At 64.6% G+C, this 24,992-nt stretch carries 19 protein-coding genes; 10 read left to right on the top strand and 9 right to left on the bottom strand.

The features are described from left to right. Positions 1–78 precede the first annotated feature (78 nt). Positions 79–1,446: a M23 family metallopeptidase gene (locus IVA91_RS07570; protein ID WP_247417643.1), complete on the top strand. Its 1,368-nt coding sequence runs from the start codon at positions 79–81 to the stop codon at positions 1,444–1,446. A gap of 18 nt (positions 1,447–1,464) precedes the next feature. Here IVA91_RS07570 and IVA91_RS07565 read toward each other — a convergent pair whose 3' ends face one another. The 6 genes from IVA91_RS07565 to IVA91_RS07540 form a co-directional block, all read right to left on the bottom strand. Beyond that, on the bottom strand, positions 1,465–2,700 hold the full coding sequence (locus IVA91_RS07565) for an ABC transporter substrate-binding protein (protein WP_247417646.1): 1,236 nt from the start codon (positions 2,698–2,700) through the stop codon (positions 1,465–1,467). A gap of 110 nt (positions 2,701–2,810) precedes the next feature. After that, complete coding sequence (locus IVA91_RS07560) at positions 2,811–3,722, bottom strand: DMT family transporter (protein WP_247458513.1); 912 nt, start codon at positions 3,720–3,722, stop codon at positions 2,811–2,813. Positions 3,723–3,866: 144 nt separating this feature from the next. After that, entirely contained in the window at positions 3,867–4,748 is an 882-nt protein-coding gene (locus tag IVA91_RS07555; RefSeq protein ID WP_247417651.1) for an NAD(P)-dependent oxidoreductase, read from the bottom strand. A gap of 2 nt (positions 4,749–4,750) precedes the next feature. Beyond that, positions 4,751–5,882, bottom strand: a protein-coding gene (prfB, locus tag IVA91_RS07550; RefSeq protein ID WP_247417653.1) for a peptide chain release factor 2 whose coding sequence is annotated in 2 segments (ribosomal slippage) — positions 4,751–5,812 and positions 5,814–5,882 — 1,131 coding nt in all. Because the reading frame shifts where the segments join, the coding sequence is not laid out codon by codon here. A gap of 105 nt (positions 5,883–5,987) precedes the next feature. Next, a complete protein-coding gene (locus IVA91_RS07545; protein WP_247277234.1) occupies positions 5,988–8,489 on the bottom strand; it encodes a penicillin-binding protein 1A in 2,502 nt (833 codons plus the stop codon). 231 nt (positions 8,490–8,720) lie between these two features. After that, positions 8,721–10,016, bottom strand: a complete 1,296-nt coding sequence (locus IVA91_RS07540) for an N-acetylmuramoyl-L-alanine amidase (protein WP_247417655.1) — start codon at positions 10,014–10,016, stop codon at positions 8,721–8,723. A gap of 704 nt (positions 10,017–10,720) precedes the next feature. On the opposite strand from IVA91_RS07540, the gene IVA91_RS07535 reads away from it, so the two are divergent. From IVA91_RS07535 to IVA91_RS07530, 3 genes are all read left to right on the top strand, one after another. Then, complete coding sequence (locus tag IVA91_RS07535; protein ID WP_247458511.1) at positions 10,721–13,819, top strand: ribonuclease E/G; 3,099 nt, start codon at positions 10,721–10,723, stop codon at positions 13,817–13,819. A 126-nt stretch (positions 13,820–13,945) separates the two neighbouring features. Beyond that, positions 13,946–14,077 (top strand): hypothetical protein, encoded by a 132-nt coding sequence (locus IVA91_RS36760; RefSeq protein ID WP_256464844.1) that lies wholly within the window; start codon positions 13,946–13,948, stop codon positions 14,075–14,077. 42 nt (positions 14,078–14,119) lie between these two features. Next, positions 14,120–15,352, top strand: coding sequence for an FAD-binding oxidoreductase (locus IVA91_RS07530; protein ID WP_247417659.1), 1,233 nt, complete (start codon positions 14,120–14,122; stop codon positions 15,350–15,352). Positions 15,353–15,454: 102 nt separating this feature from the next. Here IVA91_RS07530 and IVA91_RS07525 read toward each other — a convergent pair whose 3' ends face one another. The 3 genes from IVA91_RS07525 to IVA91_RS07515 form a co-directional block, all read right to left on the bottom strand. Then, positions 15,455–16,789, bottom strand: a complete 1,335-nt coding sequence (locus IVA91_RS07525; RefSeq protein WP_247277239.1) for a dicarboxylate/amino acid:cation symporter — start codon at positions 16,787–16,789, stop codon at positions 15,455–15,457. Positions 16,790–16,873: 84 nt separating this feature from the next. Further along, positions 16,874–17,431, bottom strand: a complete 558-nt coding sequence (locus tag IVA91_RS07520; RefSeq protein WP_247417783.1) for a biotin transporter BioY — start codon at positions 17,429–17,431, stop codon at positions 16,874–16,876. A gap of 90 nt (positions 17,432–17,521) precedes the next feature. Next, a complete protein-coding gene (locus tag IVA91_RS07515) occupies positions 17,522–18,709 on the bottom strand; it encodes an aminotransferase class I/II-fold pyridoxal phosphate-dependent enzyme (protein ID WP_247417662.1) in 1,188 nt (395 codons plus the stop codon). Positions 18,710–18,902: 193 nt separating this feature from the next. On the opposite strand from IVA91_RS07515, the gene IVA91_RS07510 reads away from it, so the two are divergent. From IVA91_RS07510 to accC, 6 genes are all read left to right on the top strand, one after another. Then, positions 18,903–20,303 (top strand): M48 family metalloprotease, encoded by a 1,401-nt coding sequence (locus tag IVA91_RS07510; RefSeq protein ID WP_247417785.1) that lies wholly within the window; start codon positions 18,903–18,905, stop codon positions 20,301–20,303. Positions 20,304–20,402: 99 nt separating this feature from the next. Beyond that, positions 20,403–21,170: a DsbA family protein gene (locus IVA91_RS07505; protein WP_247417664.1), complete on the top strand. Its 768-nt coding sequence runs from the start codon at positions 20,403–20,405 to the stop codon at positions 21,168–21,170. Positions 21,171–21,393: 223 nt separating this feature from the next. Beyond that, positions 21,394–22,311 carry a DUF1236 domain-containing protein gene (locus IVA91_RS07500; RefSeq protein ID WP_247277242.1) on the top strand — a complete coding sequence of 306 codons (918 nt, stop codon included), beginning with the start codon at positions 21,394–21,396 and terminating at the stop codon, positions 22,309–22,311. Positions 22,312–22,537: 226 nt separating this feature from the next. Beyond that, positions 22,538–23,005 (top strand): type II 3-dehydroquinate dehydratase, encoded by a 468-nt coding sequence (aroQ, locus tag IVA91_RS07495; RefSeq protein ID WP_247417666.1) that lies wholly within the window; start codon positions 22,538–22,540, stop codon positions 23,003–23,005. 36 nt (positions 23,006–23,041) lie between these two features. Beyond that, positions 23,042–23,530: an acetyl-CoA carboxylase biotin carboxyl carrier protein gene (gene accB, locus IVA91_RS07490; RefSeq protein WP_247277243.1), complete on the top strand. Its 489-nt coding sequence runs from the start codon at positions 23,042–23,044 to the stop codon at positions 23,528–23,530. A 49-nt stretch (positions 23,531–23,579) separates the two neighbouring features. Then, positions 23,580–24,938, top strand: coding sequence for an acetyl-CoA carboxylase biotin carboxylase subunit (gene accC / locus IVA91_RS07485; protein WP_247417669.1), 1,359 nt, complete (start codon positions 23,580–23,582; stop codon positions 24,936–24,938). Positions 24,939–24,992 lie beyond the last annotated feature (54 nt).

The raw sequence follows: 24,992 nt of genomic DNA, 5'->3' as shown, positions 1-24,992 counted from the left end.
GGAAAATTAACCATGACCGGCCCAGATTGCTGCGGCAATTAGGCCGTACGGACTCATCCGACCGGCGCGGGAGTGCCGATGTCGAAAAGTTCTGCCCAATACTCGCAGTACCCCCAACATCATCCTCACCACCACGGACGGGCCTTCCATCGCCATCCAGCCGCCCCAGCGGCGGCGGTTGCGATTCCCCTTCCCGCGACCGACGACGCCTACACCATCGTCCATGCCGGCAAGCAAGTCCGCTTCGGACCCGTGGTGTTCTGGATCGTGGTCGGCACGGTCGTGCTGCTCGGACTGTGGTCGGCCGCCACCGCCACCTACTTCGCCTTCCGCGACGACGTCCTGACCCGGCTGATCGCCCGCCAGGCCGAGATGCAGTACGCCTATGAAGACCGTATCGCCGAGCTGCGCGCCAAGGTTGACCGCACCACCAGCCGGCAGCTGCTCGACCAGGAGCAGTTCGATCAGAAGCTCGACCAGATCATGAAGCGCCAGACGGCGCTGGAATCCCGGGCGACGGCGCTCGGCGCCATGCCCGACGTGACCGGGTCGATCCCGCGCTCGACACCGCAGCGTGGTGACGCCGGCCAGAACGCAACCCAGGGCACGCCGAAGCCGTCGCCGATCAGCGACACCGTGATCTTCGTGGCGCCGCCGGATCGCGAAGCGCGGCTCGAGTCGCGCGCGCCGACCGTCGCGGCGCCGCCGACCAGCCAATTCGCCAAGAACCAGGGCTTCGACAACGTCCTGGTCCGGCTCACGGCTTCGCTTGATCAGGTCGAGCGTCGCCAGATGGCGGCGCTCAACGCCGTTGAGGAAAGCATGGATTCACGCATGCGCCGGATGCGCGGCGTCGTCAGCGATCTCGGCCTCAGCCTCGCCACTCTCGAAGCCGCCGTACCGCGCACCGCAATGGGTGGGCCTTACGTACCCGTCAAATTGACGCCGAACGCCGGGCCGTTCGAGAAGCAGCTCTATCGCATCAACACCACGCGCTCCGAGTTGGACCGGCTCAATCGCACGCTGGCGCTGGTGCCTTATCGCAAGCCCGTCATTGGCGAGGTCGAGTTCACCTCCGGCTTCGGCGTGCGCAGCGATCCTTTCCTCGGCCGGCCCGCAATGCATACCGGGCTCGACTTCCGCGCCGCCACCGGCGATCCCGTTCGCGTCACCGCCAACGGCAAGGTGATTTCCGCCGGCTGGTCCGGCGGCTACGGCCGCATGGTCGAGGTCGATCACGGCAACGGGCTTTCGACCCGCTATGGCCATCTCTCCGAGATCAACGTCAGGATCGGCGAGGTCGTCAAGATCGGCCAGGTGATCGGTCTCGTCGGATCGACCGGCCGTTCCACCGGTCCGCATTTGCACTATGAGACCCGCAACGAGGGCGAAGCGGTCGATCCGCAGAAATTTTTGCGCGCCGGCGTGCGGCTCAGCGCGGGCTAACGCTGATACAGCGGCGGATTAATGGCTGCGCTCGTGGCCGACCTCACCTGTGATGACGTCACCGAACAGCTCCCACGCTTGCCCGTTGAAGCGCATCAGCTGCATCTGCTCGATCGGGAAATAATCGTCGGGCGAGGTGTTGACCATGATGCCCGGCAGCATCAGGTCAGTGTGGAAATCCTTCAGGTTCGCAGCCTGCTTCATCACGTTCTCGCGGGTGAGATGGTCGCCGCACTGCTTTAGGACCTGGACCATCGCTTCGGCCTGGACATAGCCATAGACATTGTTGGCGTTAGTCTTGTCGCCATCGGGATAATATTTGTCCATGAACGCGCGCCATTTCACCACAGCCGGATCCTTGTCCCAGGTCGGATCGGTCGGGTCTTTCAGATAGACCGTCGAGATGATGTCCTTGGAATAGTCCAGCCCGGCCGGCTTGAGCACCGAGGCAACCGAGGTCGCGGTGTTGGCCAGGAAGAACTTTGGCTTCCAGCCGAGTTCACCCACCTTCCGGATTGCCTGCGCCGACCCTTTTGGCGCGGCCCATGAGAAGAATATGTCCGCACCGGAATCGTGAAGAGCAACGATCTGCGAGTCGATCGAGGGATCGCTGACTTCATAGGATTTGTCCGCGATGATCATGCTGGCCTTGTCGCCAAGCCCGTCCTTCAGTCCCTTGAACTGGTCCTTGCCGGCATCGTCGTTCTGCCAGAACACCGCGATCTTACTGTCGGGGAAATGATCGCGGATGTACTTTGCATAGATCCGCCCCTCGCTCTGATAGTTGGGCTGGAAGCCCATGGTCCAGGGGAAATTTTTGGGATCGCCGAACTTGGTGCCACCGGAGGCCACGAAGAGCTGCGGCACTTTCTTGGCGTTCATGTATTTCATGATCGCGGAGTTCGAGGGCGTGCCGAGCGACTGGAAGATCAAGAGAACCTCGTCGCTCTCGACGAGCTTGCGCGCCTGTTCGATCGCCTTCGGGGGCGAATAGGCGTCATCATAGCTGATGAAGTTGATCCTTCGCCCGTTGATGCCGCCTTGATCGTTGATCATCCTGAAAAAGGCGGCCTCGGTCTTGCCGATCACGCCATAGGAGGACGCCGGCCCGCTATAGGGCATAATGTTGCCGATCTTGATTTCGGTGTCGCTGGCGCCGGGGTCGTATTTTTTCTGCGCCGAGGCCGGTGTCGTGGCGAGCACTCCGGCAGCAAGCATGGCGAGGGCAGCAAGGTTGGTGCGACGACCCGGCATCGTTCTCTCCCCTGTATTTTTGTAGTCTTGTTATGCAGGGAGTGTCGCAAGGCGCCCTGCCGCTGGCAAGCACCGGGATTTTCCGCAAGATGAAACGATAGAGCGGGAACTTACGCGCCGCGGCGCAGCAGGCCGGGCACGCGTCCGTCGATCACGAGCAATGCGCTGCCGATGACGATGGCGCCGGCGATCTCGCGCATGGAGATCGGCTCACCCAGCACCAGCCATCCCAGAAGGATCGCGGTGACGGGAATGAGCAGCGTCACCAGCATGACATTGCTCGCGCCCGAGCGCCGCACGATCTGGAAGAAGACGATGTAGGCGAGCGCCGTTGAAAGCGCGGCAAGACCAAGCACGGCGAGGCAGGTCGTCGGGCTCGGTAGCGGTAGCTGCCAGGACCGCTCCACCGCGCCGGCGACGACCGCCATCATCACGGTGGATGCCATCAGTTGAAATGTCGCCGCTCCAAGCGGGTGCGTGTCCTTCAGCAACCGCCGCGCCGCGAGCGCCGCAAGACCATAGCTGAAGGCGCCGCCGAGGCAGAGCAGGATGCCGAGCCCCTGTCCCGGCCTTGTCTCGAAACCCCAACCGCGCAGGATGATCACGCCGGCAAGCCCCAGCGCCACCCCGGCCATACGACGCATCTGCAAGGCCTCGTCGCCGGCCGCCGCCATTACCACCACGGTGAACAGCGGCGCGGTCGCGTTCAGGATCGACGCCAGCCCGCTCGGATTGAAAGTCTGGCCGATTACAATGAGCGAGAACGGAATCACGTTGTTGAGCAGCCCGATCGCGACGAACGGCCTCCATCCCATCGTGCCCGAGGGGAAGCCGATCCCCTGCATACGGAGCAACGGTAGGAGAGTGGCCGCGCCAAGCGCGACGCGCAGGAACACCAGCGTCAGCGGCGGCAATTCCCGTAAGCCCGCGCTGTTGAAGAAGAACGAGCCACCCCAGAGCACCGAGAGCACGGCGAGCAGCGACCAGTCGCGCGCATCAATCTGGTTATCGTTGGCGGGCACGGTGTCTCACTTCGGCGGCCGAGCCCATCACCTAGAACGCTGCGCCCCGATAGTGCCACCCGATTTCCGATGAAGCACCGGTTTGCAAAACCGGCGCTCGGAATGAATGGAGCGGCCAAGGCGGCCCCATATTGGTGCACTTGGCTAGGAGGATTTCTTCGGCCGCGACACCAGTTCGATGATCCTGCCTTCATCATCGTCGGGCATCGTCGCTTTCGCCTGCGCGTAGGCCTCGACGGCGGCGCGCGCGACCAGCGGCTTGCTGGCCAGCAGGCTCTCCGCCAAATTCACGGCATAAGCGGCATCCTTGTGCCGCAGCGCCGACGTGAAGGTCGCACCGCTGAAATCGCGGGCAACCATGCGCTTGGAGTGGCGCTGCACCTGCGGGCTTGCCGCGACGCCTGACAGAATCGACTCCAGCACCAGATTCATGTCGAGTCCGGCCTGCTCGGCGATGGCAAGGCCCTCGGCGAGGCCGGCGATCTGGATCGCGCCCATCAGATTGTTGATGAGCTTGTAGACCGTCCCGGTGCCGACCGCACCGAAATGGCGGATGGTTGAGCCGATTGGGTCGAGATAAGGCCGCGCGCGAGCGAGATCGGCCGGATCGGCGCCAGCCAAGAGTGTCAGCTTCCCGGCTGCGGCCGCATCGGGCAATCCGGTCACGGGGCAGTCGATGTAGATGAGGCCGCGCGCATTCAGCTCGCGGCCCATCTCGCGGGCATGGTCATAGGAGACGGTCGAGCATTCGATCGCGATGGTGCCTGCCTTCGCGGTCTTGGCAGCGCCCTTGGGCCCAAGCCAGACCGCACGCGAGGCCTCGTCATCGGCGACCATGGTCACGACGGCGTCGGCATCGATCGCGGCGTCCTCAGGGGACGTTGCCCAATGGGCGCCACGCGCGATCAGGTCTTCGGCCTTGGGCTTGGTACGATTCCACAACGTCACCGTGAAGCCGGCATCGAGATAGCGCCCGGCCATGCCATGGCCCATCCGTCCAAGCCCGATGAAGGCGACGCGGGGCATGATCAGTCCACGTCCTCGATCTCGCCGGTGGTGGTGCCGAAGGCGCGCTGCGCCAGGGTCGCCGCCATGAACTCGTCGAGCTCGCCGTTCAGCACGCCCGAGGTGTCGGAGGTCTGCACACCCGTGCGCAGATCCTTCACCATCTGATAGGGCTGCAGCACGTAGGAGCGGATCTGGTGGCCCCAGCCAATGTCAGTCTTGGCAGCCTGGTCGGCGGCGGCCTTCTCCTCGCGCTTCTTCAGCTCGATCTCGTAGAGGCGCGCACGCAGCATGTCCCAGGCCTGCGCCCGGTTCTTGTGCTGGGAGCGACCGGCCTGACAGACCACCGCGACACCGGTCGGAATATGCGTCAGGCGCACCGCGGATTCGGTCTTGTTGACGTGCTGACCGCCGGCGCCCCCCGAACGCATCGTGTCGGTGCGGACGTCCGATTCCTTGATGTCGATCTTGATGCTGTCGTCGATGACGGGGAACACCTGCACGCTCGAGAACGAGGTGTGCCGCCGCGCGTTGGAATCGAACGGCGAGATGCGCACCAGGCGATGCACGCCAGCCTCGGTCTTCAGCCAGCCATAGGCGTTGTGGCCGGAGACCTGAATGGTCGCGGATTTGATGCCGGCCTCTTCACCCGCGGATTCTTCCAGCACCTCGACCTTGAAGCCGTGGGTTTCGGCCCAGCGCGTGTACATGCGCAAGAGCATCTGCGCCCAGTCCTGGCTCTCGGTGCCGCCGGCGCCGGCATGGACTTCGAGATAGGAATCGAAGCGGTCGGCCTCGCCCGACAGCAGCGCCTCGAGCTCGCGCCGCGCCACTTCCTTCTTCAGGTTCTTCAGCGCGGCTTCGGCCTCGGCGACCACGCCGTCATCGCCCTCGGCCTCGCCGAGCTCGATCATGCCGATATCGTCTTCGAGCTCCTGCTCGACCTTGCCGATGCCCGACAACGCATCCTCGAGCGAGGTGCGCTCCTGCATCAGCTTCTGGGCTTTCTGGGGATCGTTCCAGAGGTTGGGATCTTCTGCGAGCTTGTTCAGCTCAGCGAGGCGCGCCGTCGATTTCTCGACGTCAAAGATGCCTCCTCAGCAGCCCGACTGACTGCTTTATCTCTTCTACCAACCGCTCGATTTCGGCGCGCATATCGCTCTCTGATGTCGCGGAATTGTTCCGCTTACGATTGCAACGGGATGTAGCGGCGGCGGCGCCAAAGCGCAACCGCCCACCATCAAACGTCGGCGTTATCAGCTAATACAGCCCACCGGTCCCCGGCCGCATGAAGAAGCCGGAATCCGGCTGCTGCTGCTGCGACGCCGGCATGCGCCCATCGGCATCAGCAACGCCGATGACTGCGTAGTTGTCCGGCGGCGCCGTGCCCGGCTTGAAGGCTTCGAGGATGGTTCCGCCAGTCTCGCCGGGGCCGGCGCGCATGCCGGTCTTGGCCGCGACGCGCACGAGCTTGATGCCGGCCGGCACCTTGAACGGAACGGCGGGCTTGTCGGCGAGCGCGAGCTTGAGGAAATCGCGTGCTATGGGAGCTGCCAGATGGCCGCCCGTTGCGGCATTGCCCTTACCCAGCGGACGCGGCTTGTCGTAGCCCATGTAGATGGCGACGGCGACGTCGGGCGAGAAGCCGACGAACCAAGCGTCCTTGGCCTCGTTGGTGGTGCCGGTCTTGCCTGCGATCGGCTTGCCGACTTCCTTGACCACGGTCGCGGTACCGGCCTGAACCACGCCTTCCATCAGCTCGGTGATCTGATAGGCGGTCATGGAGTCCAGCACCTGCTCGCGGCGGTCGATCAGCTGCGGCTCGGGCTGGTTCTTCCAGCCGCCCGGCGCGTCGCAACCGCGGCATTCGCGCTGGTCGTGCTTGAAGATGGTGTGGCCGTAGCGGTCCTGGATGCGGTCGATCAAAGTCGGCTTCACCCGGCGGCCGCCATTGGCGAGCATCGAGTACGCCGTGACCATGCGCATCGCCGTCGTTTCGCCGGCGCCGAGCGCGTAGGACAGATAGTTCGGCAGCTCGTCATAGACGCCGAAGCGGCGGGCATATTCACCGATCAGGGGCATGCCGATGTCCTGCGCGAGGCGCACCGTCACGGTGTTCAGCGACTGCCGCAGCGCGTTGCGCAGCGTCACCGGCCCCTGGAACTTGCCCGAGGAGAAGTTTTCAGGCCGCCACACGCCGGCGCCCTGGCCCTGGTCGATTTCGATCGGCGCATCGAGCACCACGGTCGACGGCGTATAGCCGTTGTCGAGGGCGGCCGAATAGACGATCGGTTTGAACGACGAACCCGGCTGTCGATAGGCCTGCGTGGCGCGATTGAACTGGCTCTGATCGAACGAGAAGCCGCCGACCATCGCGAGCACACGGCCGGTCCAGGGGTCCATCACCACCATCGCGCCCGACACTTCTGGGATCTGACGCAGCCGGTACTGGCCTTCGACGGGCTGGCCGTCCTTGTAGAGCGGATCGGCATAAATGACGTCGCCGGGCTGGAGCACATGCGACACCGCCGTCGGCGTCTTGCCCTTTGTGCCGCCCTGCACGGCCCGCGCCCAGCGAACGCCGTCGAGTGTGACGAGGCCGGTCTCGCGCTGCTTGCTCACGGCGCCGCCGAGTTCACGGCTCGGCTGGAAGCCGATGCGCGCCGACTGGTCGCTGGTCTCCAGCACCACCGCCATACGCCATGGCGAGATGTCGGAGAGCGACTTGATCTCGGCAAGCTTCACGCCCCAGTCGCCCGAAATATCCAGCTTGCTCATGGCGCCGCGATAGCCCTGCTGCTCGTCATAGTTCACGAGGCCGGCGACCATGGTCTTGCGCGCCATGACCTGAATCTTGGGATCGAGGGTGGTGCGGACAGAGAGACCGCCCTCATACAGCTTCTTCTCGCCATAGCGTTCGAAGATATCGCGGCGGACTTCCTCGGCGAAATATTCGCCGGCGAACGTGTGGGCGCCATTGGACCGGCTGGTGACGGCCAGCGGCTCCTTGCGCGCCTTCTCGGCGTCGGCCTGCTTGATCCAGCCGTTCTCCAGCAGACGGTCGACCACGTAGTTGCGGCGCTCGACGGCACGGTCGCGGTTCCGCACCGGATGCAGGGTCGCGGGCATCTTCGGCAGTGCCGCCAGATAGGAGGCTTCCGCAACGGTGAGCTCGTTCACCGATTTGTCGAAATAGACGAGCGACGCCGCCGCGATGCCGTAGGCGCCAAGGCCGAGATAAATTTCGTTCAGATACAGTTCGAGGATCTTGTCCTTCGAGTAGGTCTTCTCGATGCGCATCGCCAGCAAGGCTTCCTTGATCTTGCGGGCGAAGGAGACCTCATTGGTCAGAAGGAAGTTCTTGGCGACCTGCTGGGTGATGGTGGAGGCGCCCTGCGGACGCCGGTTCGAGCCGTAGTTCTGGATGTAGACCAGACCTGCGCGCGCCATGCCGGTGTAGTCGATGCCGCCATGCTCGTAGAAATTCTTGTCCTCGGCTGCCAGGAACGCGTTGATCACGAGCTTCGGCACCGCCTGGATCGGCAGATACAGCCGTCGCTCCTTGGCGTATTCGCCGAGCAGCGAACCGTCGACCGCGTGCACGCGTGTCATCACCGGCGGTTCGTAATCCTGAAGCTGAGAATAGTCCGGCAAGTCCTTGGAGAAATGCCAGATCAGGCCTGCCACGGCCCCTACACCGACAAGGAACACCACTGTTCCCGCGGCGAACAGGAAGCCCATGAACCGCACCAGCAAGCGCATTATGTGTTTATCCGTTCAAATTCTGGATCAGCCCAGTATCAGTGCCCTTGGCACCCCAAACAGGGGCCAACCTTACGTCGCGCATTCACCGGCTTACGCAATCACATCAGTGCCGGATTTTAGACGCTTGCCGAGCGGGATTCTCTCCGATTCCGGACCCCCCTGCGGCATTTTTATAAAGCGCCCGCTGTGGCCAAACTAGGGCTTTTGCGGCGAGACGGAAAAACCCTTTCAATTCGAAGATCCGGCCGTGGCCATCCGCTTTGTCAAAAACCCGTCGATCGCCTGCGCCATGGAGCCCACGGCGCGGGACCGCCAACCCTCGGAGACCAGGTGCTCAAGGTCCCCCTTATTGGAGACATACCCGATCTCGACCAGCACCGAGGGCACGTCGGGCGCCTTCAGCACCCGGAAGCCCGCGGATTTCAGGGGATGCTTGTGCATCCGCACCGTCGACTTCATTTCCCCCATCAGGAGACGGGCAAAACGGTTTGAAAAGGTGCGAGTTTCGCGCTGGGTGAGGTCGATCAGGATGTCGGCGACGTCGGTCGGCTCCTCCGCGAGGTTGAAGCCGGCGATCGCGTCGGCCCGGTTCTCGGCGTCCGCGAGCCGCTGGGCCTCGGCGTCGGACGCCTTGTCTGAGAGCGTGTAGATGGTCGCGCCTTGCGCGTCACCCTCGGCACGAGGCAGCGCATCGGCATGAATGGAGACGAACAAGGCGGCCTTGAGATTGCGGGCGATCTTGGTCCGGTCATTGAGGGGAATGAAAGTATCGTCGTCCCGCGTCATGACCACGCGATATTTGCCGGCCTTTTCCAGCCGGTCGCGTAGTGCAAGGCCGAACGCGAGCACCAGGTTCTTTTCGCTCTCGCCACTCGACTGCGTGCCATTGTCGATGCCGCCATGGCCGGGATCGATCACGACCACCGGACGGCCATCGGCCTTCTGCTGTGCGGCATCCGGAGTTGCCGTAGCGGGAACCGCGGCAGGCGGCGCTTCGGCGATCGCGGGCCGCAGCTCGGGTCGGTGTTCGGGCGCGGGTGACGGCACGAAGGCGGCCCGGTCAACCTCCTCCAGTTCGACCACGAGCCGGGCCGGCTGGCCGTTGGCTGCGTCGACCACGTACGAATTGGTGATCTTCGCCGGTCCGGTCAGGTCGAACACGATTCGCGAGCCGCCCGGCATGACGAGCCCATAGCGGAAGGCCTTGACCAGCCCCCGGCCCCCGCTGCCGGTACCGGCGGGCAGCTGAAAATTGACTTGCGGCACGTCCACCACGACGCGGTAGGGGTCGGCGAGCGTCACGGCACGGAAGGTAACGGTCTGGTCGATGTCGAGGATGAAGCGGGTCTGCTTCCCGTCGCCGGCCAGACGGGCGGCCGAGGCGATTGGAAAATTCGCCACCGCAACAGAGGGTTGCGGCTGGCTTTCCGCTGCGCTCAGGCGGGAGGAATCAGCACATGGCAATGCCGCGGCGCACAGCAGCACGCATCCCAGCAAAACCCTTTGATTTGTGCGGCTCGCCACCGATTCCGTGCCTCCGAGCAGCCCTTTTAACGCAATAGAACCACAGGGTTAAACGATCCTTAATGACGGATGCGCGAAACTCGCTGACTGTGACCGCCGTGCGACGCTCCCTTGCACGGATGGCTCATTCCTCGTATGTACGGACTGCTGACGGCCGATATTTCCGGTTGTGTCGCATTCAGCCTCCCGGTGCAGCGCCGGAACTCTCAACGTTTGGGAATTCCAGCGTTTTCCGTTCCCCTCCAAGACCAGCGCGGTGCGCGGCAACGAGAGGGAGCGGGTCAAGCTCCGGCGGCGGACGGTCCTGGGTTACCACTCACGTCACCCGGGCGGTTCTGACAGCGACGTGACCCATTACCCGAGCCCTTGATCCCAAGGGAGCGGTTCGTGATCCCAAGGCGAGCGCGCTCGCGCCATGCCTGGCCAGCAGCAACTGATTGAGGGGCGGCCTCGCCGCCCAATGTTTCATACGGGCCGACGCTTGATGCGCCAGACTGTGCCGACGAACTCTGAAGGACCATTCGCGACGCTGCGGATTGAAAATCCCGCGCGCCGCATTGGTCCTGAAGCTTCCGGTTCGGCAAGGCGAAAGAGACGGCGTTTCGGCCTTCCCCTCACCCCCGAATCAGGTGGACCGTCGCGTCACCCGGCGGCGCGATACGCGCCCACGGTGAATCGCGCCCGCCGCCGCCAAGAGTTAAGACATGCCCAACAAGATGTTGATCGATGCCACCCACCCGGAAGAGACCCGGGTCGTCGTGGTCCGCGGCAATCGCGTCGAAGAGTTTGACTTCGAGACCGCACAACGCAAGCAACTGCGCGGGAATATCTACCTCGCCAAGGTCACCCGGGTCGAACCCTCGCTTCAGGCCGCTTTCGTCGAATATGGCGGCAACCGCCACGGCTTCCTCGCCTTCAGCGAAATCCATCCTGATTACTACCAGATCCCGGTCGCCGACCGGCAGGCGCTGATCGAGGCCGAGGAACAGGCCCATCGCGAGGCCGAGGAAGAGAGCGAGAACCGCTCCCATGGCCGCCGCCGTTCGCGCCACCGCAACGCCCGCCGCCGCGGTCATGGCGAACGCGTCCGCAGCGACATCGTCGAAGGCCTCGATGCCGGCGGCGATCCCGCGGCCCAGCCGGTCGAGGGCGAGCTCCAGCCGGCGCTGAGCGAGGGCGCCTCGCACGAAGGCGAGCACCTGCACACCGATGCCGAGTATCACGAGCACGACCGCCACGATCATCACGAACACGGTCATGGCGATCATGATCACGCCGATCATCATGCCCATGATGACGATCACCATCACGCCCACGATCATGACGATCATGGTCATCACGGTGAGCACGATCATCACGACCATGATCATACCGAGGCGACGCCCGCGCCTGTCGCGGCCGTCGGCGTCGAGCCCGTAGTTGCGGCCGAGACCGGTGCCGAGCCGCAGGAGGCCGTCGCCTTCGAGGTGCACGCGGAGGCTCTGGCCGAGACCGTGACCTCTACTGCCGAGCCGGCCGATGCCGTTTACGCCGCCGGCGAGAGCGTCGAGGCGCCGCACGCCGAGGCCCCAGAAGCAGCCGGCGAAGACGACGAGGACGACGACGAGGACGAAGAAGCCGAAGAGGAAGTCGTCGAATCCGTCGGCGGCGACGACGTGCTGGAGGAAGTGCCGGAGCGCACCTTCCGTCCGCGCCGCCAGTACAAGATCCAGGAAGTCATCAAGCGCCGCCAGGTGATGCTGGTGCAGGTCGTCAAGGAAGAGCGCGGCAACAAGGGGGCGGCGCTGACGACCTATCTGTCGCTCGCCGGCCGCTATGCCGTCTTGATGCCCAACACCGCGCGCGGCGGCGGCATCAGCCGCAAGATCACCAGCGCGCAGGATCGCTCCCGTCTGAAGGAAGTGGTGCAGGATCTCGACGTGCCCGAGGGCATGGGCATCATCCTGCGCACCGCCGGCGCCGCCCGCACCAAGCCCGAGATCAAGCGCGACTTCGAATATCTGATCCGGATGTGGGAGACCGTGCGCGACCTGACGCTGAAGTCGCAGGCCCCGACCCTCGTCTACGAGGAAGGCTCGCTGATCAAGCGCTCGCTGCGCGACCTCTACAACAAGGAGATCGACGAGATCCAGGTGGCCGGTGAGGCCGGCTACCGGGAAGCGCGCGACTTCATGAAGATGTTGATGCCCGCCAATGTCAGCGCGGTGAAGCAGTATCGCGACGGCCAGCCGCTGTTCTCGCGGATGGGGGTCGAAAGCCAGCTGGATGCGATGTTCTCGCCGACCGTGCAGCTTCGCTCCGGCGGTTACATCGTCATCAACCAGACCGAAGCGCTGGTCTCGATCGACGTCAACTCGGGCCGTTCGACCCGCGAGCACCATATCGAGGACACCGCGCTCAAGACCAATCTGGAAGCGGCCGAAGAGGTCGCACGCCAGCTCCGCCTGCGCGACCTCGCCGGCCTGATCGTCATCGACTTCATCGACATGGACGAGAAGCGCAACAACCGCGCGGTCGAACGCAAGCTGTCCGATTGCCTGCGGCAGGATCGCGCGCGCATCCAGGTCGGCCGCATCTCGCATTTCGGCCTGCTGGAAATGTCGCGCCAGCGCATTCGCGCCAGCGTGCTGGAGAGTTCGACCGATCCGTGCCCGCATTGCGGCGGCACCGGCCATGTCCGCTCGGTCTCCTCGGTGGCGCTCCAGTTGCTGCGCGGCCTCGAAGAGATCCTGATGAAGGGCGCGACCCACAATCTCGTGGTCCGCACCCGCACCGACGTGGCGCTCTACGTGCTGAACCACAAGCGCGGTCATCTGCGCGACCTCGAGAACGGCTTCAAGGTCACGCTGTCGGTCATCGCCGATCCCAGCGTCAGCGGACCTCACGCTTATGTGATCGACCGCGGCGAGCAGGTGCATACGCTGGAAGCTGCCAAGGCGCTGCTCGCGGCGCAGGCGGCTGCAAGCCCGCCGCCCATGGTCGAAGAGGCCTATGAGGACGAGGAGTTCGATCCGGAGCTGGAATCCGAGATCGAGACCGAGGAGACCGAAGGTCTCAGCGAGGAACAAGCTGCCGGCGAGGCAGCCGTCGAGCAGGACGGTCAGCGCCGCAAGCGCCGCCGCCAGCGCCGCGGCCGCGGTGGCCAGCGCGACGGCGATTTGCGCGAGGATAGCGCACACACGCTTCCTGAGGCCGCCACGGCAGCCGGCGAAGGCGAAGAGGACTCCGAGTCCGAGCAGGACGGCGAGGAAGGCGAGGAACTGGTGGCCCGCGGCGAGCAGCAGGGTAGCGGCGATCGCCGCCGCCGGCGTGGTCGCCGTGGCGGACGCCGTCGTCGCGGTGGCAATGAGGAAGGTCTCGCCGGCTCCATCGGCGACGAGCTCGCAGCCAACGCGCCGCCGGAAGCAACCGACGCCGTCGCCGATTTCGATGGCTTCAGCAACGAGGCCGCGCCTTCGATCGCAGAGCCCGAACACAGGGCCGAACCGCGGGCGGCGGAGCCTGCATCGCGCGCCGACGCGCAGAGCGAGGTACCAGCCGAGCCCGCTCCCGCAGCGACGACTGCAGCGCCGGTCGAAGAGCCCGCCGACGACAAGGCCGCGCGACGCCGCTCCACCGTCCGGGAAAAGGTCAGCTTCCTGCTGAACAGCCAGCCCGAGCCCGTAACACCGGTTGCGCAGGCGACCGAACCGGTTGCTGCGCCCGCCCCAGCAGCTGAGCCCGCACCGCAAGCCGCAAACGAAACTCGGGCCGCCCCGCGCCGTGCCGGCTGGTGGTCGCGCCGCTTCGGTGGCGGCGAATAAAGCCGAGCATCCAATGCAAAACGCCCGGCACAGCCGGGCGTTTTTGTTTCGATGCGCTCCTATGCGCGCTGATCACCTGCCCGGCCGTTTCCGATATGCTAGATCGCTTTTTGAATGGGAATGGCGTTGTCAAAGCTTTGCGATTCCAGTGCTCGCGCCAATCAGAGCTTCTTCGAAACGACCGACGTGACCGATCCGGCGCGGCTCGCCGCGGCGCCGCCGCTGTCGGCCGCACCAGGCTTCCTCGCCTGGGACTGACCCGACCTCGCCCACAACCAGCCTGACAGGAGAAATCTGCCAATGCAAAGCGCGATCGTTCTCGGCGGCGGCATGATCGGCGTCAGCGCGGCGCTGCACCTGCGGCAGCGCGGCTGGTCCGTCACGCTGGTCGACCGCAGGGAGCCGGGCCGCGAGACCAGCTACGGCAATGCGGGGATGATCCAGGCGGAAGCGGTCCGCCCCTATCCGATGCCGCGCGACTTCGCCACGCTGCTGAAGATTGCGACCGGCCGCACCAATGACGTGCGCTACAGCCTATCGTCGCTTCATCTCCATATCGAGCCCCTGCTCCGCTATTGGTGGCATTCGGCGCCGAAGCGGCATCGCGAGGCAATCGAGGCCTGGGCCCGGCTGATCGCCTATGCGACGGCTGAGCACGACATCCTCATTCGCGAGGCCCACGCCGACAATCTCATCCGCCGCGCCGGCTATCGCATGCTGCATCGCGACCCTGCGTCATTCGATCTCGCGATCAAGACCGCAGAGGAAGACCAGCGCGAATTCGGCGTGAATTTCCGCGTGCTCTCCGGCAGCGAGCTTGCCAAGGCCGAGCCGATCCTGCGCGACGATCTCCCCGGCGCGATCCATTGGCTCGACACCTGGACCGTGTCCGATCCAGGTGCCCTCGTCACGGCCTATGCCGAGCTGTTCGAGCGCCTCGGCGGCACCGTTGTGCTCGGTGACGCCCAGAGCCTGCGGCAGACCGCAACCGGCTGGTCCGTCGATACGGACCAGGGACGTCTCGACGCGGCCCACGCCGTCGTGACGCTCGGCCCGTGGTCACCCGATCTGTTGCACAAGTTCGGCTATCGCATTCCGCTGGTCCGCAAGCGCGGCTACCACATGCACTACAGCGGCGGCGCCTCGCTCGACCTGCCCCTCGTCGACAAGGGCGGCGGCTACGCCATGGGCCCGATGGCCAAGGGCATCCGCATCACCACCGGCGCGGAATTGACCGGCATGGACGCGCTGGCAACCCCGGTGCAGCTCGCCAGCGCCGAAGCCTCCGCGCGCGAGCTGATCGATCTCGGCAAGCGGGTCGAGCCGGATCCGTGGTTCGGCACGCGCCCCTGCACGCCCGACATGCTCCCGGTGCTTGGGCAAGCTCCGCGACATCCGGGCCTCTGGATGAATTTCGGCCACGGCCACCAGGGCTTTACGCTGGGTCCCGCGACAGGACGCCTGCTCGCCGAAATCATGAGCGGCGAGACGCCGGCGATCGATCCGGCGCCCTACCGGCCAGAGCGGTTCTAGCTGTCGACGGGCGCCTTACTCGGATGCGCCGAAAGGAAAAGGGCTGACCGAGGAGTCTCGACCAGCCCTACGACTTCGAAGCCCGGCGGCGCATCGCGCAGATCAGTCCGTCGTGATCGCCGTCTCCATGTCGGTCGGATCGATCTGCTTGGAGAGGTTGGCGTTGAGCTTGTCGCGATCGAGCTCACCCTCCCACCAGGCGACGACCACGCAGGCAACGCCGTTGCCGCACAGATTGGTCAGCGCGCGGCACTCGCTCATGAACTTGTCGATGCCGAGCACGATCGCCATGCCCGGGACGAGCCGCGGATCGACCACGGCGAGCGTCGCCGCGAGCGTGATGAAGCCCGCGCCGGTGATGCCGGAGGCGCCCTTCGAGGTCAGCATGGCCACGACGAGGATCGTGAGCTGCTGACTGAAGGAGAGATCGTAACCGAGCGCCTGCGCAATGAAGAGCGTTGCCAGCGTCATGTAGATGTTGGTGCCGTCGAGATTGAACGAGTAGCCGGTGGGCACCACGAGGCCGACAACCGACTTGGAGCAGCCGAGCCGCTCCAGCTTCTCCATCAGGGACGGCAACGCGCTTTCCGAGGACGAGGTGCCGAGCACGATCAGCAGTTCGTCCTTGATGTAGGCCAGGAACTTGAAGATCGAGAACCCCGCCATGCGCGCGATGATGCCGAGCACGACGAACACGAACAACGCCGCGGTGAGGTAGAACGTGGCGATCAGCCCGACCAGGTTGAGGATGGCGCCGGTGCCGAACTTGCCGATCGTATAGGCCATCGCGCCGAACGCGCCGATCGGTGCTGCACGCATGACGATGGAGATGACGCCGAACACGGCATGCGCGGCATCGTCGATGAAGCTGCGCATGGTATGGCCGCGCTCGCCAAGGCTCATCAAAGCAAAGCCGAACAGCACCGAGAACAGCAGCACCTGGAGGATCTCGCCTTGCGCGAAGGCGCCGACCACGGTGTCGGGAATGATGTGCAGCACGAAGTCGACCGACTTCTGACCGGCGGCCTGCTTAGCGTAATTTGCGACAGCCGCCTCGTTTGCTGCACCACTGCCGAAGCCCGCGCCGGGCTTCACCAAGTTGCCGATGACGAGTCCGATCACCAGCGCGAAGGTCGAGACGATTTCGAAATAGACCAGCGCCTTGACGCCGATGCGCCCGACCTTCTTGGCATCCTGGATGTGGGCGATGCCCGAGACGACGGTACAGAAGATGATCGGAGCGATCACCATCTTGATCAGCTTGATGAAGCCGTCGCCGAGCGCTTTGATCCACTCGTTGGTGGCGAGCGATGGCCACAACCAGCCGACGATGGCGCCGAGCACGATCGCGATCAGCACCTGAACATAGAGAACTTTGTACCACGGCTTGGCCGCAGGCGGCGCGACCGGCGCCTCCGCGATCGTTGTCGTCGTCATCGTTTCACTCCCCCTCAAACTATCGGACCAGCCAAGATCAACTTGGCCGGCCCTGTCAATTGGAACTGGTCATTGCTGCGCGTATTACCCGCGGCGATCGACGATCCGGCGCGCAGCCGGCATCAACGCCGCGCCGAGCGCGTTCTTCACCAGCGAAGCCGCAATGAACGGCACAATTCCGACCTGCCAGGCCTTCGCGGCACCGAGGCCGAGGCCGAAGGCCAACCAGCCAAACCCGGCGGCGAGAATGACGATATGGCCAACGGCCATTGCCGCAAATAGCGGCACCACGCTGCGATCCCAGCCGCGCTCGGCGAGCCAGCCGGTCACGAAAGCTGCCAGAACAAAACCGAACAGATAGCCCGCGGTCGGCCCGACCAGCGGAGCGATTCCGGCTACCGGGCCGGCAAATACGGGAAGCCCCAGCGCGCCCTCGGCGAGGTAGGCAATCATGGTTGCGCTGCCAAGGCGCCAGCCATAGGCAGCGCCGATCATCAACACCACCAGCGTCTGCAATGTCATGGGCACGTAAGGCAGCGGCAGGCTGACCTTGGCTGATAGCGCCATCAATGCGGTGCCGAGCGCAATCAGCACGAAGGCGCGCAAAGCGCCGACGGTTTCACCCGGCCGGATCGGCCACATCAATGCGGCGAGAGGAGAATGCGACGTGGCAGCGGGCGCGGCAGATCGTTCAGACAAGATGAACTCCGGAAGGCTGGTCAAAACTCGCGGCTATTTAAGCCAGTGGGCGATCCGGTCAACTGCCTCCTGCATCTCTTCGGGCGAACGCGCGTAGGAAAAGCGAACGAACGAGCGTCCGTGAATGGGATCGAAATCGAGGCCGGGCGTCGCCGCAACATGGGCCTGCTCCAGCATCTGCTTGGCAAACTCGAAACTGTCGGCGGTGAAGTCGGAGACGTCGGCATAGAGATAAAAGGCGCCGTCGGCCGGCAGGAATCTCGTCAGTCCAGCCTTCGGCAATCCATCGATCAGGATACGCCGGTTTTCCTGATAGCCGTGCTTGATCTCCTCCATCTCGGCCGCGCCGTCGAAGGCGGCCTCCGCCGCGATCTGCGACAGCGACGGCACCGAGATCGAGAGGTTCTGCTGGAGCCGCTCGATCGGCCGCACCAGGATCTCAGGCACGACCATCCAGCCGACGCGCCAGCCCGTCATGCAAAAATACTTCGAGAACGAGTTGATCACGAGCGTGTGCTCCGACAGCGCCGCCGCCGTCACGGCCGGAAACGCATAATCGAGCCCGTGATAGATCTCGTCGGAAATGAAGCGGATACCTGCATCCTGCGCGGCTGCGATCAGGCTAGCGAGCGCCTCGCGGTGCATCATGGTCCCGGTCGGATTGGCGGGACTGCCGACCAGCACGCCCTTCAGCGGCGCCTTGCGATGGGCGGCAAGCAGCGCCTCGCCGGTGAGCGCGTGGCGCGTCTCGTTCGTGGTCTCGATCAGCACCGGCTCGCAGCCGAGCGCGGTAAGGATGTGGCGGTAGGGTGGATAGCCCGGCACGGTCACCGCGACGCGATCGCCGGGCTCGAACATCGACAGGAAGGCAAGGATAAATCCGCCCGAGGAGCCGGTCGTCACCACGATCCGCTCGGGGCTGACGTCACAGCCATGGACATCGCGATAATGCCGCGCGATGCGCTCGCGCAGTGAGGGGATGCCGAGTGCGGAGGTGTAGTCGATCCGTCCCGCTTCGAGCGCGGCATGGGCGGCCGCGATCGCGGTCCTGGGCGCGCCGGCCGCGGGCTGACCGACCTCCATGTGGATGACCTGGCCACCTGCGGCCTCGATTCGGGCCGCCGCGGCCATGACGTCCATCACCATGAACGGGGGAACATCGCTGCGGCGGGAGGGCTCGAGCCACTGCGCCAACCGGTTCCTCAATGTCGCATCGTGCATCGATTTCCGCTATTTCGCTGGCAGACCGGCCCGTCCGGTCAGGAAAACGGAGCGCTTGCGCCCCAGACTAGCCGCATTGTACGGCTCATAAGGGGTACGGTTCACAAGGGCATATCGCGTATCCGGTCCGCCGCCAATCGCCAAAAACCAATCACGAAACTGCTTGACCAAGACCGTTGACCCAGACCGCTTGATGTTGCTCCAGATCGCATCGCGCAAGAAGGCTTCCGCCCTCACTGCCCTCACCACGGCCGCGGCGATCGCGCTGACGCCGTTCTCGGCTGCGCGTGCGCAGGTCAAGGGGCCGCCGGTCCTACGCGACACCGAAACCGAGCAGCTCCTGCGCGAATATACCCGCCCGATCCTGCGCGTCGCCGGTTTAGAGAAGCACAACATCCAGATGGTGATCATCAACGACGGCTCGTTCAACGCGTTCGTCGCGGACGGCCGCCGCATCTTCGTCAATTGGGGCGCGATCCTCCAGTCGGAGACACCGAACCAGATCATCGGCGTGCTCGCGCACGAGACCGGGCATCTGGCGGGCGGCCATCTGTCCAAGCTGCGCGAGCAGCTCGCCACGGCCCAGACCCAGATGATCATCGCGATGCTGCTCGGCGCCGGCGCGATCGCAGCCGGCAGCACCCGCAGCTCGAGCGCCGGCAACAACGGCCTTGCCAATGCCGGCGCGGCCGCGATCGCCGGCCCGCAGGAGATGATCCGCCGCACGCTGCTGTCCTATCAGCGCCAGCAGGAGGAGAACGCCGACCGTGCCGGCGTGAAATTCCTCACCGCGACGGGGCAGTCGCCGAAGGGCATGTACGAGACCTTCAAGCGCTTCACCAGCGAGAGCCTGTTCGCCGCGCGCGGCGCCGATCCCTATCTGCAGTCGCATCCGATGCCGGCCGAGCGCGTCGCCTCGCTCCAGGAGTTCGCAAGCTCAAGCCCCTATTGGGACAAGAAGGACGATCCCGCGCTCCAGCTCCGCCATGACATGGTGCGCGCCAAGATCTCGGCGTTCATGGAGCGGCCAGAGACGGTGTACCGCCGCTATCCCCAGACCAACGACAGCATGCCGGCGCGCTATGCCCGTGCCATCAGCACCTATCTGCATGGGGACTTGCGCAGCGCGCTCACCCAGATCGACGCGCTGATCCAGGTCCAGCCGAACAATCCGTATTTCTACGAGGTGCGCGGGCAGGCCTTGCTGGAGAGCGGCAAGCCCGCCGAGGCGATAGCTCCCCTGCGCAAGGCGGTGCAGCTTTCGAACAATGCACCCCTCATCGAGATGTTACTTGGGCAGGCTCTGGTTGGAACCGATAATAAGGCCTACACCGACGACGCCGTTCGGATTCTCCGCGCCGCGGTGGCACGAGAGCCCGAGGCCGCGCTCGGCTATACCCAGCTCGCGATGGCCTATGGGCGAAAGGGAGATTATGCCGAGGCGGATCTCGCGTCGGCGCAGGCCGCCTACTTGCGCGGTGACAACAAGACCGCCCGCGAGCTCGCCACGCGCGCGAAAACCCGTTTCGCTGTCGGCACACCCGGCTGGGTCAAGGCCGACGACATCTTGGCGGCCAAGCCGCCCCGCAACTGACGCAACGCAATCGACGCCCGACACCACGACGTCACGACATCGAGCTTTAGTCCGCCGCGACGTTTTACCGAAACCTGCCTTGGATAAGAGGATTTGCCCATGCCTTCGCTGCGCCTGCTAGCTCCCGCGCTGTTTGCGCTCGCCTTGTTCGGCGCAGCCGCGCCCGCGTCGGCCGACAGCTTCTCCGATGCCCAGCGCACCGACATCGAGGCAATCATCAAGAATTATCTCGTCAGCCATCCCGAGGTGCTCGAGGAGGCCATGGCCGAGCTCGGCAAGCGCCAGGCCGCGGCCGAAACCCAGAAGCACGAGGCCAGCATCGCGCAGAATGCCGACGCGATCTTCAACTCGCCGCGCCAAGTCGTGCTCGGCAACAAGGACGGCGACGTCGCCTTCGTCGAATTCTTCGACTACAATTGCGGCTATTGCAAACGCGCCATGGGCGACATGCTTGACCTCATGAAGAGCGATCCGAAGCTGAAGGTCGTGCTGAAGGAATTTCCCGTGCTGAGCCAAGGCTCGGTCGAGGCGGCCCAGGTCGCCGTCGCCGTGCGCATGCAAGATCCCTCCGGCAAGAAATATCTCGACTTCCACCAGAGACTGCTCAGCGGTCGCGGCGCGGCGGACAAGGCGCGCGCGATTCAGGCCGCCAAGGAGGCTGGTCTCGACACGGCCAGAATCGAGAAGGACATCGCCAGCCCCGAAGTGCGCGCCACCATCGAGGAGAATTTCAAGCTCGCCGAAGCGATGGGCATGAACGGCACGCCGAGCTACGTGATCGGCAAGCAGATCGTGATCGGCGCCGTCGGGGTCGAAAGCCTCAGGGAAAAGATCGGCATTGCCCGCTGCGGCAAGGCGACTTGTTGAAGAGGCGACTTGCCAATCGCGCCCTTCACAACTCGCACACGGAATAAGGCCGGCTGAAAAGCCGGCCTTTTCCGTGCGCCGAACAGTGGCGCCTTCGTGCAAGGTCATTCATCTGGTATTCAAGAAACAAATGCTGCGGAACAGGCGAAGTTCCGGAACAACTCAAATCTCCTTTCGTTGTCGGCGCGGGCAATGACGCAAAGAACACGTGAGGAGAATTTCGATGTTGAACCGCTTTATGATCTCGGTTGCCGCAGTCGCACTCGTCGCGGGCACCGGTCTGGCGAACGCACAAAACACCACGGGCCGCGATAGCGGCGCTGGTGGCTCGCAGCAGATGCAGCACTCGCAGCCCTCGGGCGGCGCCGCTGAGCGCGGCTCCATGGGCAAGGAGTCCTCTGGCGCCGAGAAGGGAACTGTCGGCCAGGCCGGCGGCTCCAGCATGAAGTCCGATCGAAGCTCTGAGGACAAGTCTTCCGGCGCGATGAAGGACGAGCACTCCGGCGGCGCAATGAACAAGAACGCGGCCGAGGATAAGTCTGGCGCGACCAAGGGCCAGCGCACCGACGAACGCGCGCAGGGCCAGATGGACAAGTCCCAGCAGGACAAGTCCAAGAGCATGAGCCAGGACACGAGCAAGGACTCGACGAAATCCGGCAGCAAGGACCAGAAGGACATGAAGGCTGAGGGCAGCAAGAGCGGCACCTCGACCAACAATGCCGAGAACCGTCCGGGCACCGGCACGAGCACCAACCAGAATGCTCAGGGTCAGACCGGCACCAGCAGCACCCAGAACGCGCAGGGTCAGGCCGGCACCAGCTCGACCCAGAACGCGCAGGGCCAGAGCTCGACCTCGACCACGGTCGGCCAGGCAGGCGCCGCTGCGAAACTCTCGACCGAGCAGCGGACTCAGATCACGTCCGTGATCCGCGAGGAGCGTGTCGCCCCCGTGACGAATGTGAACTTCCAGGTGTCGGTCGGCACCCGCATTCCGCGCGAGGGCATTACGCTGCACGCCCTGCCGTCGCGGGTCGTGACGATCTATCCGGAGTGGCGGACCTATAAGTACGTCCTGGTTCGCGATGAGATCGTGATCATCAATCCGGACACCTACGAGATCGTGGCTGTCCTGAACGTCTAAGACCGGATCACGGCAACCTCAGGGGCGGGCAGCGAGGCCCGCCCCTTTGCGTTCGGCCGGCAGCCATGCTTTGGACTGGTTAACAAGCAATTTCCGCAGCTTCCGCACAGCTTTTTGCGCACTGGATGAGGTCCTTGAAGCCAGCGGGGAGGCCCTTCAACTCTTCCCCTCGCCCGCTTTGTTACCTATAACCCCGCCACGCCGAAGCACCTCTCCCGGGATTGGAATGGCTGAACCTGCAACCGACACGATCCTCGTCCTCAACGGGCCGAACCTCAACATGCTGGGGACGCGCGAGCCCGAAAAGTATGGCCATGCGACGCTGGCTGACGTCGAGGCACTGTGCCGACAGACGGCGGCGAGCTTCGGCCTCAAGGCCGACTGCCGGCAGTCCAACCGCGAAGGCGAGTTGATCGATTTCATCCACGAGGCGCATGCGCGCAAGATGAAGGGCATCATCATCAATGCCGGCGGCTACTCCCACACCTCGATCGCGCTCCATGACGCACTGCTCGCGGTGCAGATTCCCACGGTCGAAGTGCACGTGACCAACATCCACGCCCGCGAGAGCTTCCGTCATCACTCCTACACCGCGCGCGCGGCCTTCGCCTCGCTCTGCGGCTTCGGCATCGAGGGCTACCGCCTCGCCATCCAGGGTCTTGCCGCCAAGCTCGGCATCAAACCCAAAGCCTGACGCCCCCTTTCCAACAGAACATTCGGATCAAACAACATGGCGCGCCAGCCAGACGACAAAGCAGCCGCAAAGTTTTCCAGCGAGGATTCCGCGCTCATTCGCGAGCTTGCCCTGCTGCTCGATGAGACCAGCCTGACCGAAATCGAGATCGAACGTGCCGGCCTGCGCCTGCGCGTCGCCCGCAATGTCAGCGTTGCTGCAACCATGCCGATGCCAGTGGCAGCCACTCCCGCCACGCTGCAGCCGGCCGCCGCCGCGCCCGCAACGGCCGCGACCGACCTGTCGAAACATCCCGGCGCCGTGACCTCGCCGATGGTCGGTACCGCCTATTGGGCGCCGGAGCCCGGCGCCAAGCCGTTCATCGAAGTCGGCACCAAGGTCTCGGTCGGCCAGACGCTGCTGATCATCGAAGCCATGAAGACGATGAACCAGATCCCGTCACCGCGCGCCGGCACGGTGACACAGATCCTGGTCGAGGACGGCCAGCCGGTCGAATACGGCGAGCCGCTCGTCATCATCGAATAACGTTGAGGGCGGTTGCCGCCCTGTCGCTTTCCGTCCCCATAAGGACATCATGTTCGACAAGATCCTCATAGCCAATCGCGGCGAGATCGCTCTTCGCATCCTCAGGGCTTGCAAGGAGCTCGGGATTGCGACCGTGGCGGTGCACTCCACCGCCGACGCCGACGCCATGCATGTGCGCCTGTCGGATGAGAGCGTTTGCATCGGGCCGCCACCCTCGAAGGACAGCTATCTCAACGTGCCCGCACTGCTCGCGGCCTGCGAGATCACCGGCGCGGATGCGGTGCATCCCGGCTACGGTTTCCTGTCCGAGAACGCGCGCTTTGCGGAAATCCTCGCAGAGCACAACCTGCATTTCATCGGCCCAAAAGCCGAGCACATCCGCTTGATGGGCGACAAGATCGAGGCCAAGAAGACCGCCAAGCGCCTCGGCATCCCCGTGGTGCCCGGCTCCGACGGCGCCGTCGGTCCCGATGACGATGCGCTTTCGATCGCGAAGAAGATCGGCTTCCCCGTGCTGGTGAAGGCTGCGGCCGGTGGTGGCGGCCGTGGCATGAAGGTCGCCCACAGCGAGACCGACCTCCAGGTGGCGCTGTCGACAGCGGCCAACGAAGCCAAGTCCGCCTTTGGTGACGCCTCCGTCTACCTCGAAAAATACCTCCAGAAGCCGCGTCACATCGAGATCCAGATCCTCGGCGACGGCCGCGGCGGCGCCATTCATCTCGGCGAACGCGACTGCTCGCTGCAACGCCGCCACCAGAAGGTCTGGGAAGAGGGCCCCTCGCCGGTACTTGCCGCGGCTGCGCGCGCCAAGATCGGTGAGACCTGCGCGAAAGCGATGCGCGAGATGAAATATCTCGGCGTCGGGACCATCGAATTCCTGTTCGAGGACGGCGAGTTCTACTTCATCGAGATGAACACCCGCATCCAGGTCGAGCATCCCGTCACCGAGAGCATCACCGACATCGACCTCGTGCTGGAGCAGATTCGCATCGCCGCGGGCGGGGATCTGCCGGCGCGGCAGGACGAGGTCCAGGTCATCGGCCACGCGATCGAGTGCCGCATCAACGCCGAGAATCCGCAAACCTTCCGCCCCTCGCCCGGCCGGATCCTGCAATACCATCCGCCCGGCGGCCTCGGCGTCCGCATCGATTCCGCCGTCTACCAGGGTTACACGATCCCGCCCTATTACGATTCCCTGGTCGGCAAGTTGATCGTGCACGGCAAGACGCGCGCCGAATGCCTGATGCGACTGCGCCGGGCGCTGGACGAGATGGTAGTCGAGGGCATCGAGACCACGCTGCCGTTGTTCCGCGCGCTGGTGCGCGAGGACGACATCATCAACGGCGACTATCACATCCACTGGCTGGAACAGTACCTGGCCGGCAAGGCGGAACCTATCCCCAGATAATCTTCCTGCCTCTGGAACCGTTTGGCCCTGATTGCGTTCTGGACCGCGGGGACA

It is taken from the genome of Bradyrhizobium sp. 153, from assembly GCF_023073835.1.
Taxonomy (GTDB): domain Bacteria; phylum Pseudomonadota; class Alphaproteobacteria; order Rhizobiales; family Xanthobacteraceae; genus Bradyrhizobium.
This window is presented reverse-complemented; position numbering and strand designations above follow the sequence as displayed.

Coding starts and splice junctions, on each gene's coding strand:
- IVA91_RS07570 (WP_247417643.1), top strand. CDS start 79: ATGTCGAAAAGTTCTGCCCAATACTCGCAGTACCCCCAACATCATCCT.
- IVA91_RS07565 (WP_247417646.1), bottom strand. CDS start 2,700: ATGCCGGGTCGTCGCACCAACCTTGCTGCCCTCGCCATGCTTGCTGCC.
- IVA91_RS07555 (WP_247417651.1), bottom strand. CDS start 4,748: ATGCCCCGCGTCGCCTTCATCGGGCTTGGACGGATGGGCCATGGCATG.
- IVA91_RS07545 (WP_247277234.1), bottom strand. CDS start 8,489: ATGCGCTTGCTGGTGCGGTTCATGGGCTTCCTGTTCGCCGCGGGAACA.
- IVA91_RS07535 (WP_247458511.1), top strand. CDS start 10,721: ATGCCCAACAAGATGTTGATCGATGCCACCCACCCGGAAGAGACCCGG.
- IVA91_RS07530 (WP_247417659.1), top strand. CDS start 14,120: ATGCAAAGCGCGATCGTTCTCGGCGGCGGCATGATCGGCGTCAGCGCG.
- IVA91_RS07525 (WP_247277239.1), bottom strand. CDS start 16,789: ATGACGACGACAACGATCGCGGAGGCGCCGGTCGCGCCGCCTGCGGCC.
- IVA91_RS07520 (WP_247417783.1), bottom strand. CDS start 17,431: ATGTGGCCGATCCGGCCGGGTGAAACCGTCGGCGCTTTGCGCGCCTTC.
- IVA91_RS07515 (WP_247417662.1), bottom strand. CDS start 18,709: ATGCACGATGCGACATTGAGGAACCGGTTGGCGCAGTGGCTCGAGCCC.
- IVA91_RS07510 (WP_247417785.1), top strand. CDS start 18,903: ATGTTGCTCCAGATCGCATCGCGCAAGAAGGCTTCCGCCCTCACTGCC.
- IVA91_RS07505 (WP_247417664.1), top strand. CDS start 20,403: ATGCCTTCGCTGCGCCTGCTAGCTCCCGCGCTGTTTGCGCTCGCCTTG.
- IVA91_RS07500 (WP_247277242.1), top strand. CDS start 21,394: ATGTTGAACCGCTTTATGATCTCGGTTGCCGCAGTCGCACTCGTCGCG.
- aroQ (WP_247417666.1), top strand. CDS start 22,538: ATGGCTGAACCTGCAACCGACACGATCCTCGTCCTCAACGGGCCGAAC.
- accB (WP_247277243.1), top strand. CDS start 23,042: ATGGCGCGCCAGCCAGACGACAAAGCAGCCGCAAAGTTTTCCAGCGAG.
- accC (WP_247417669.1), top strand. CDS start 23,580: ATGTTCGACAAGATCCTCATAGCCAATCGCGGCGAGATCGCTCTTCGC.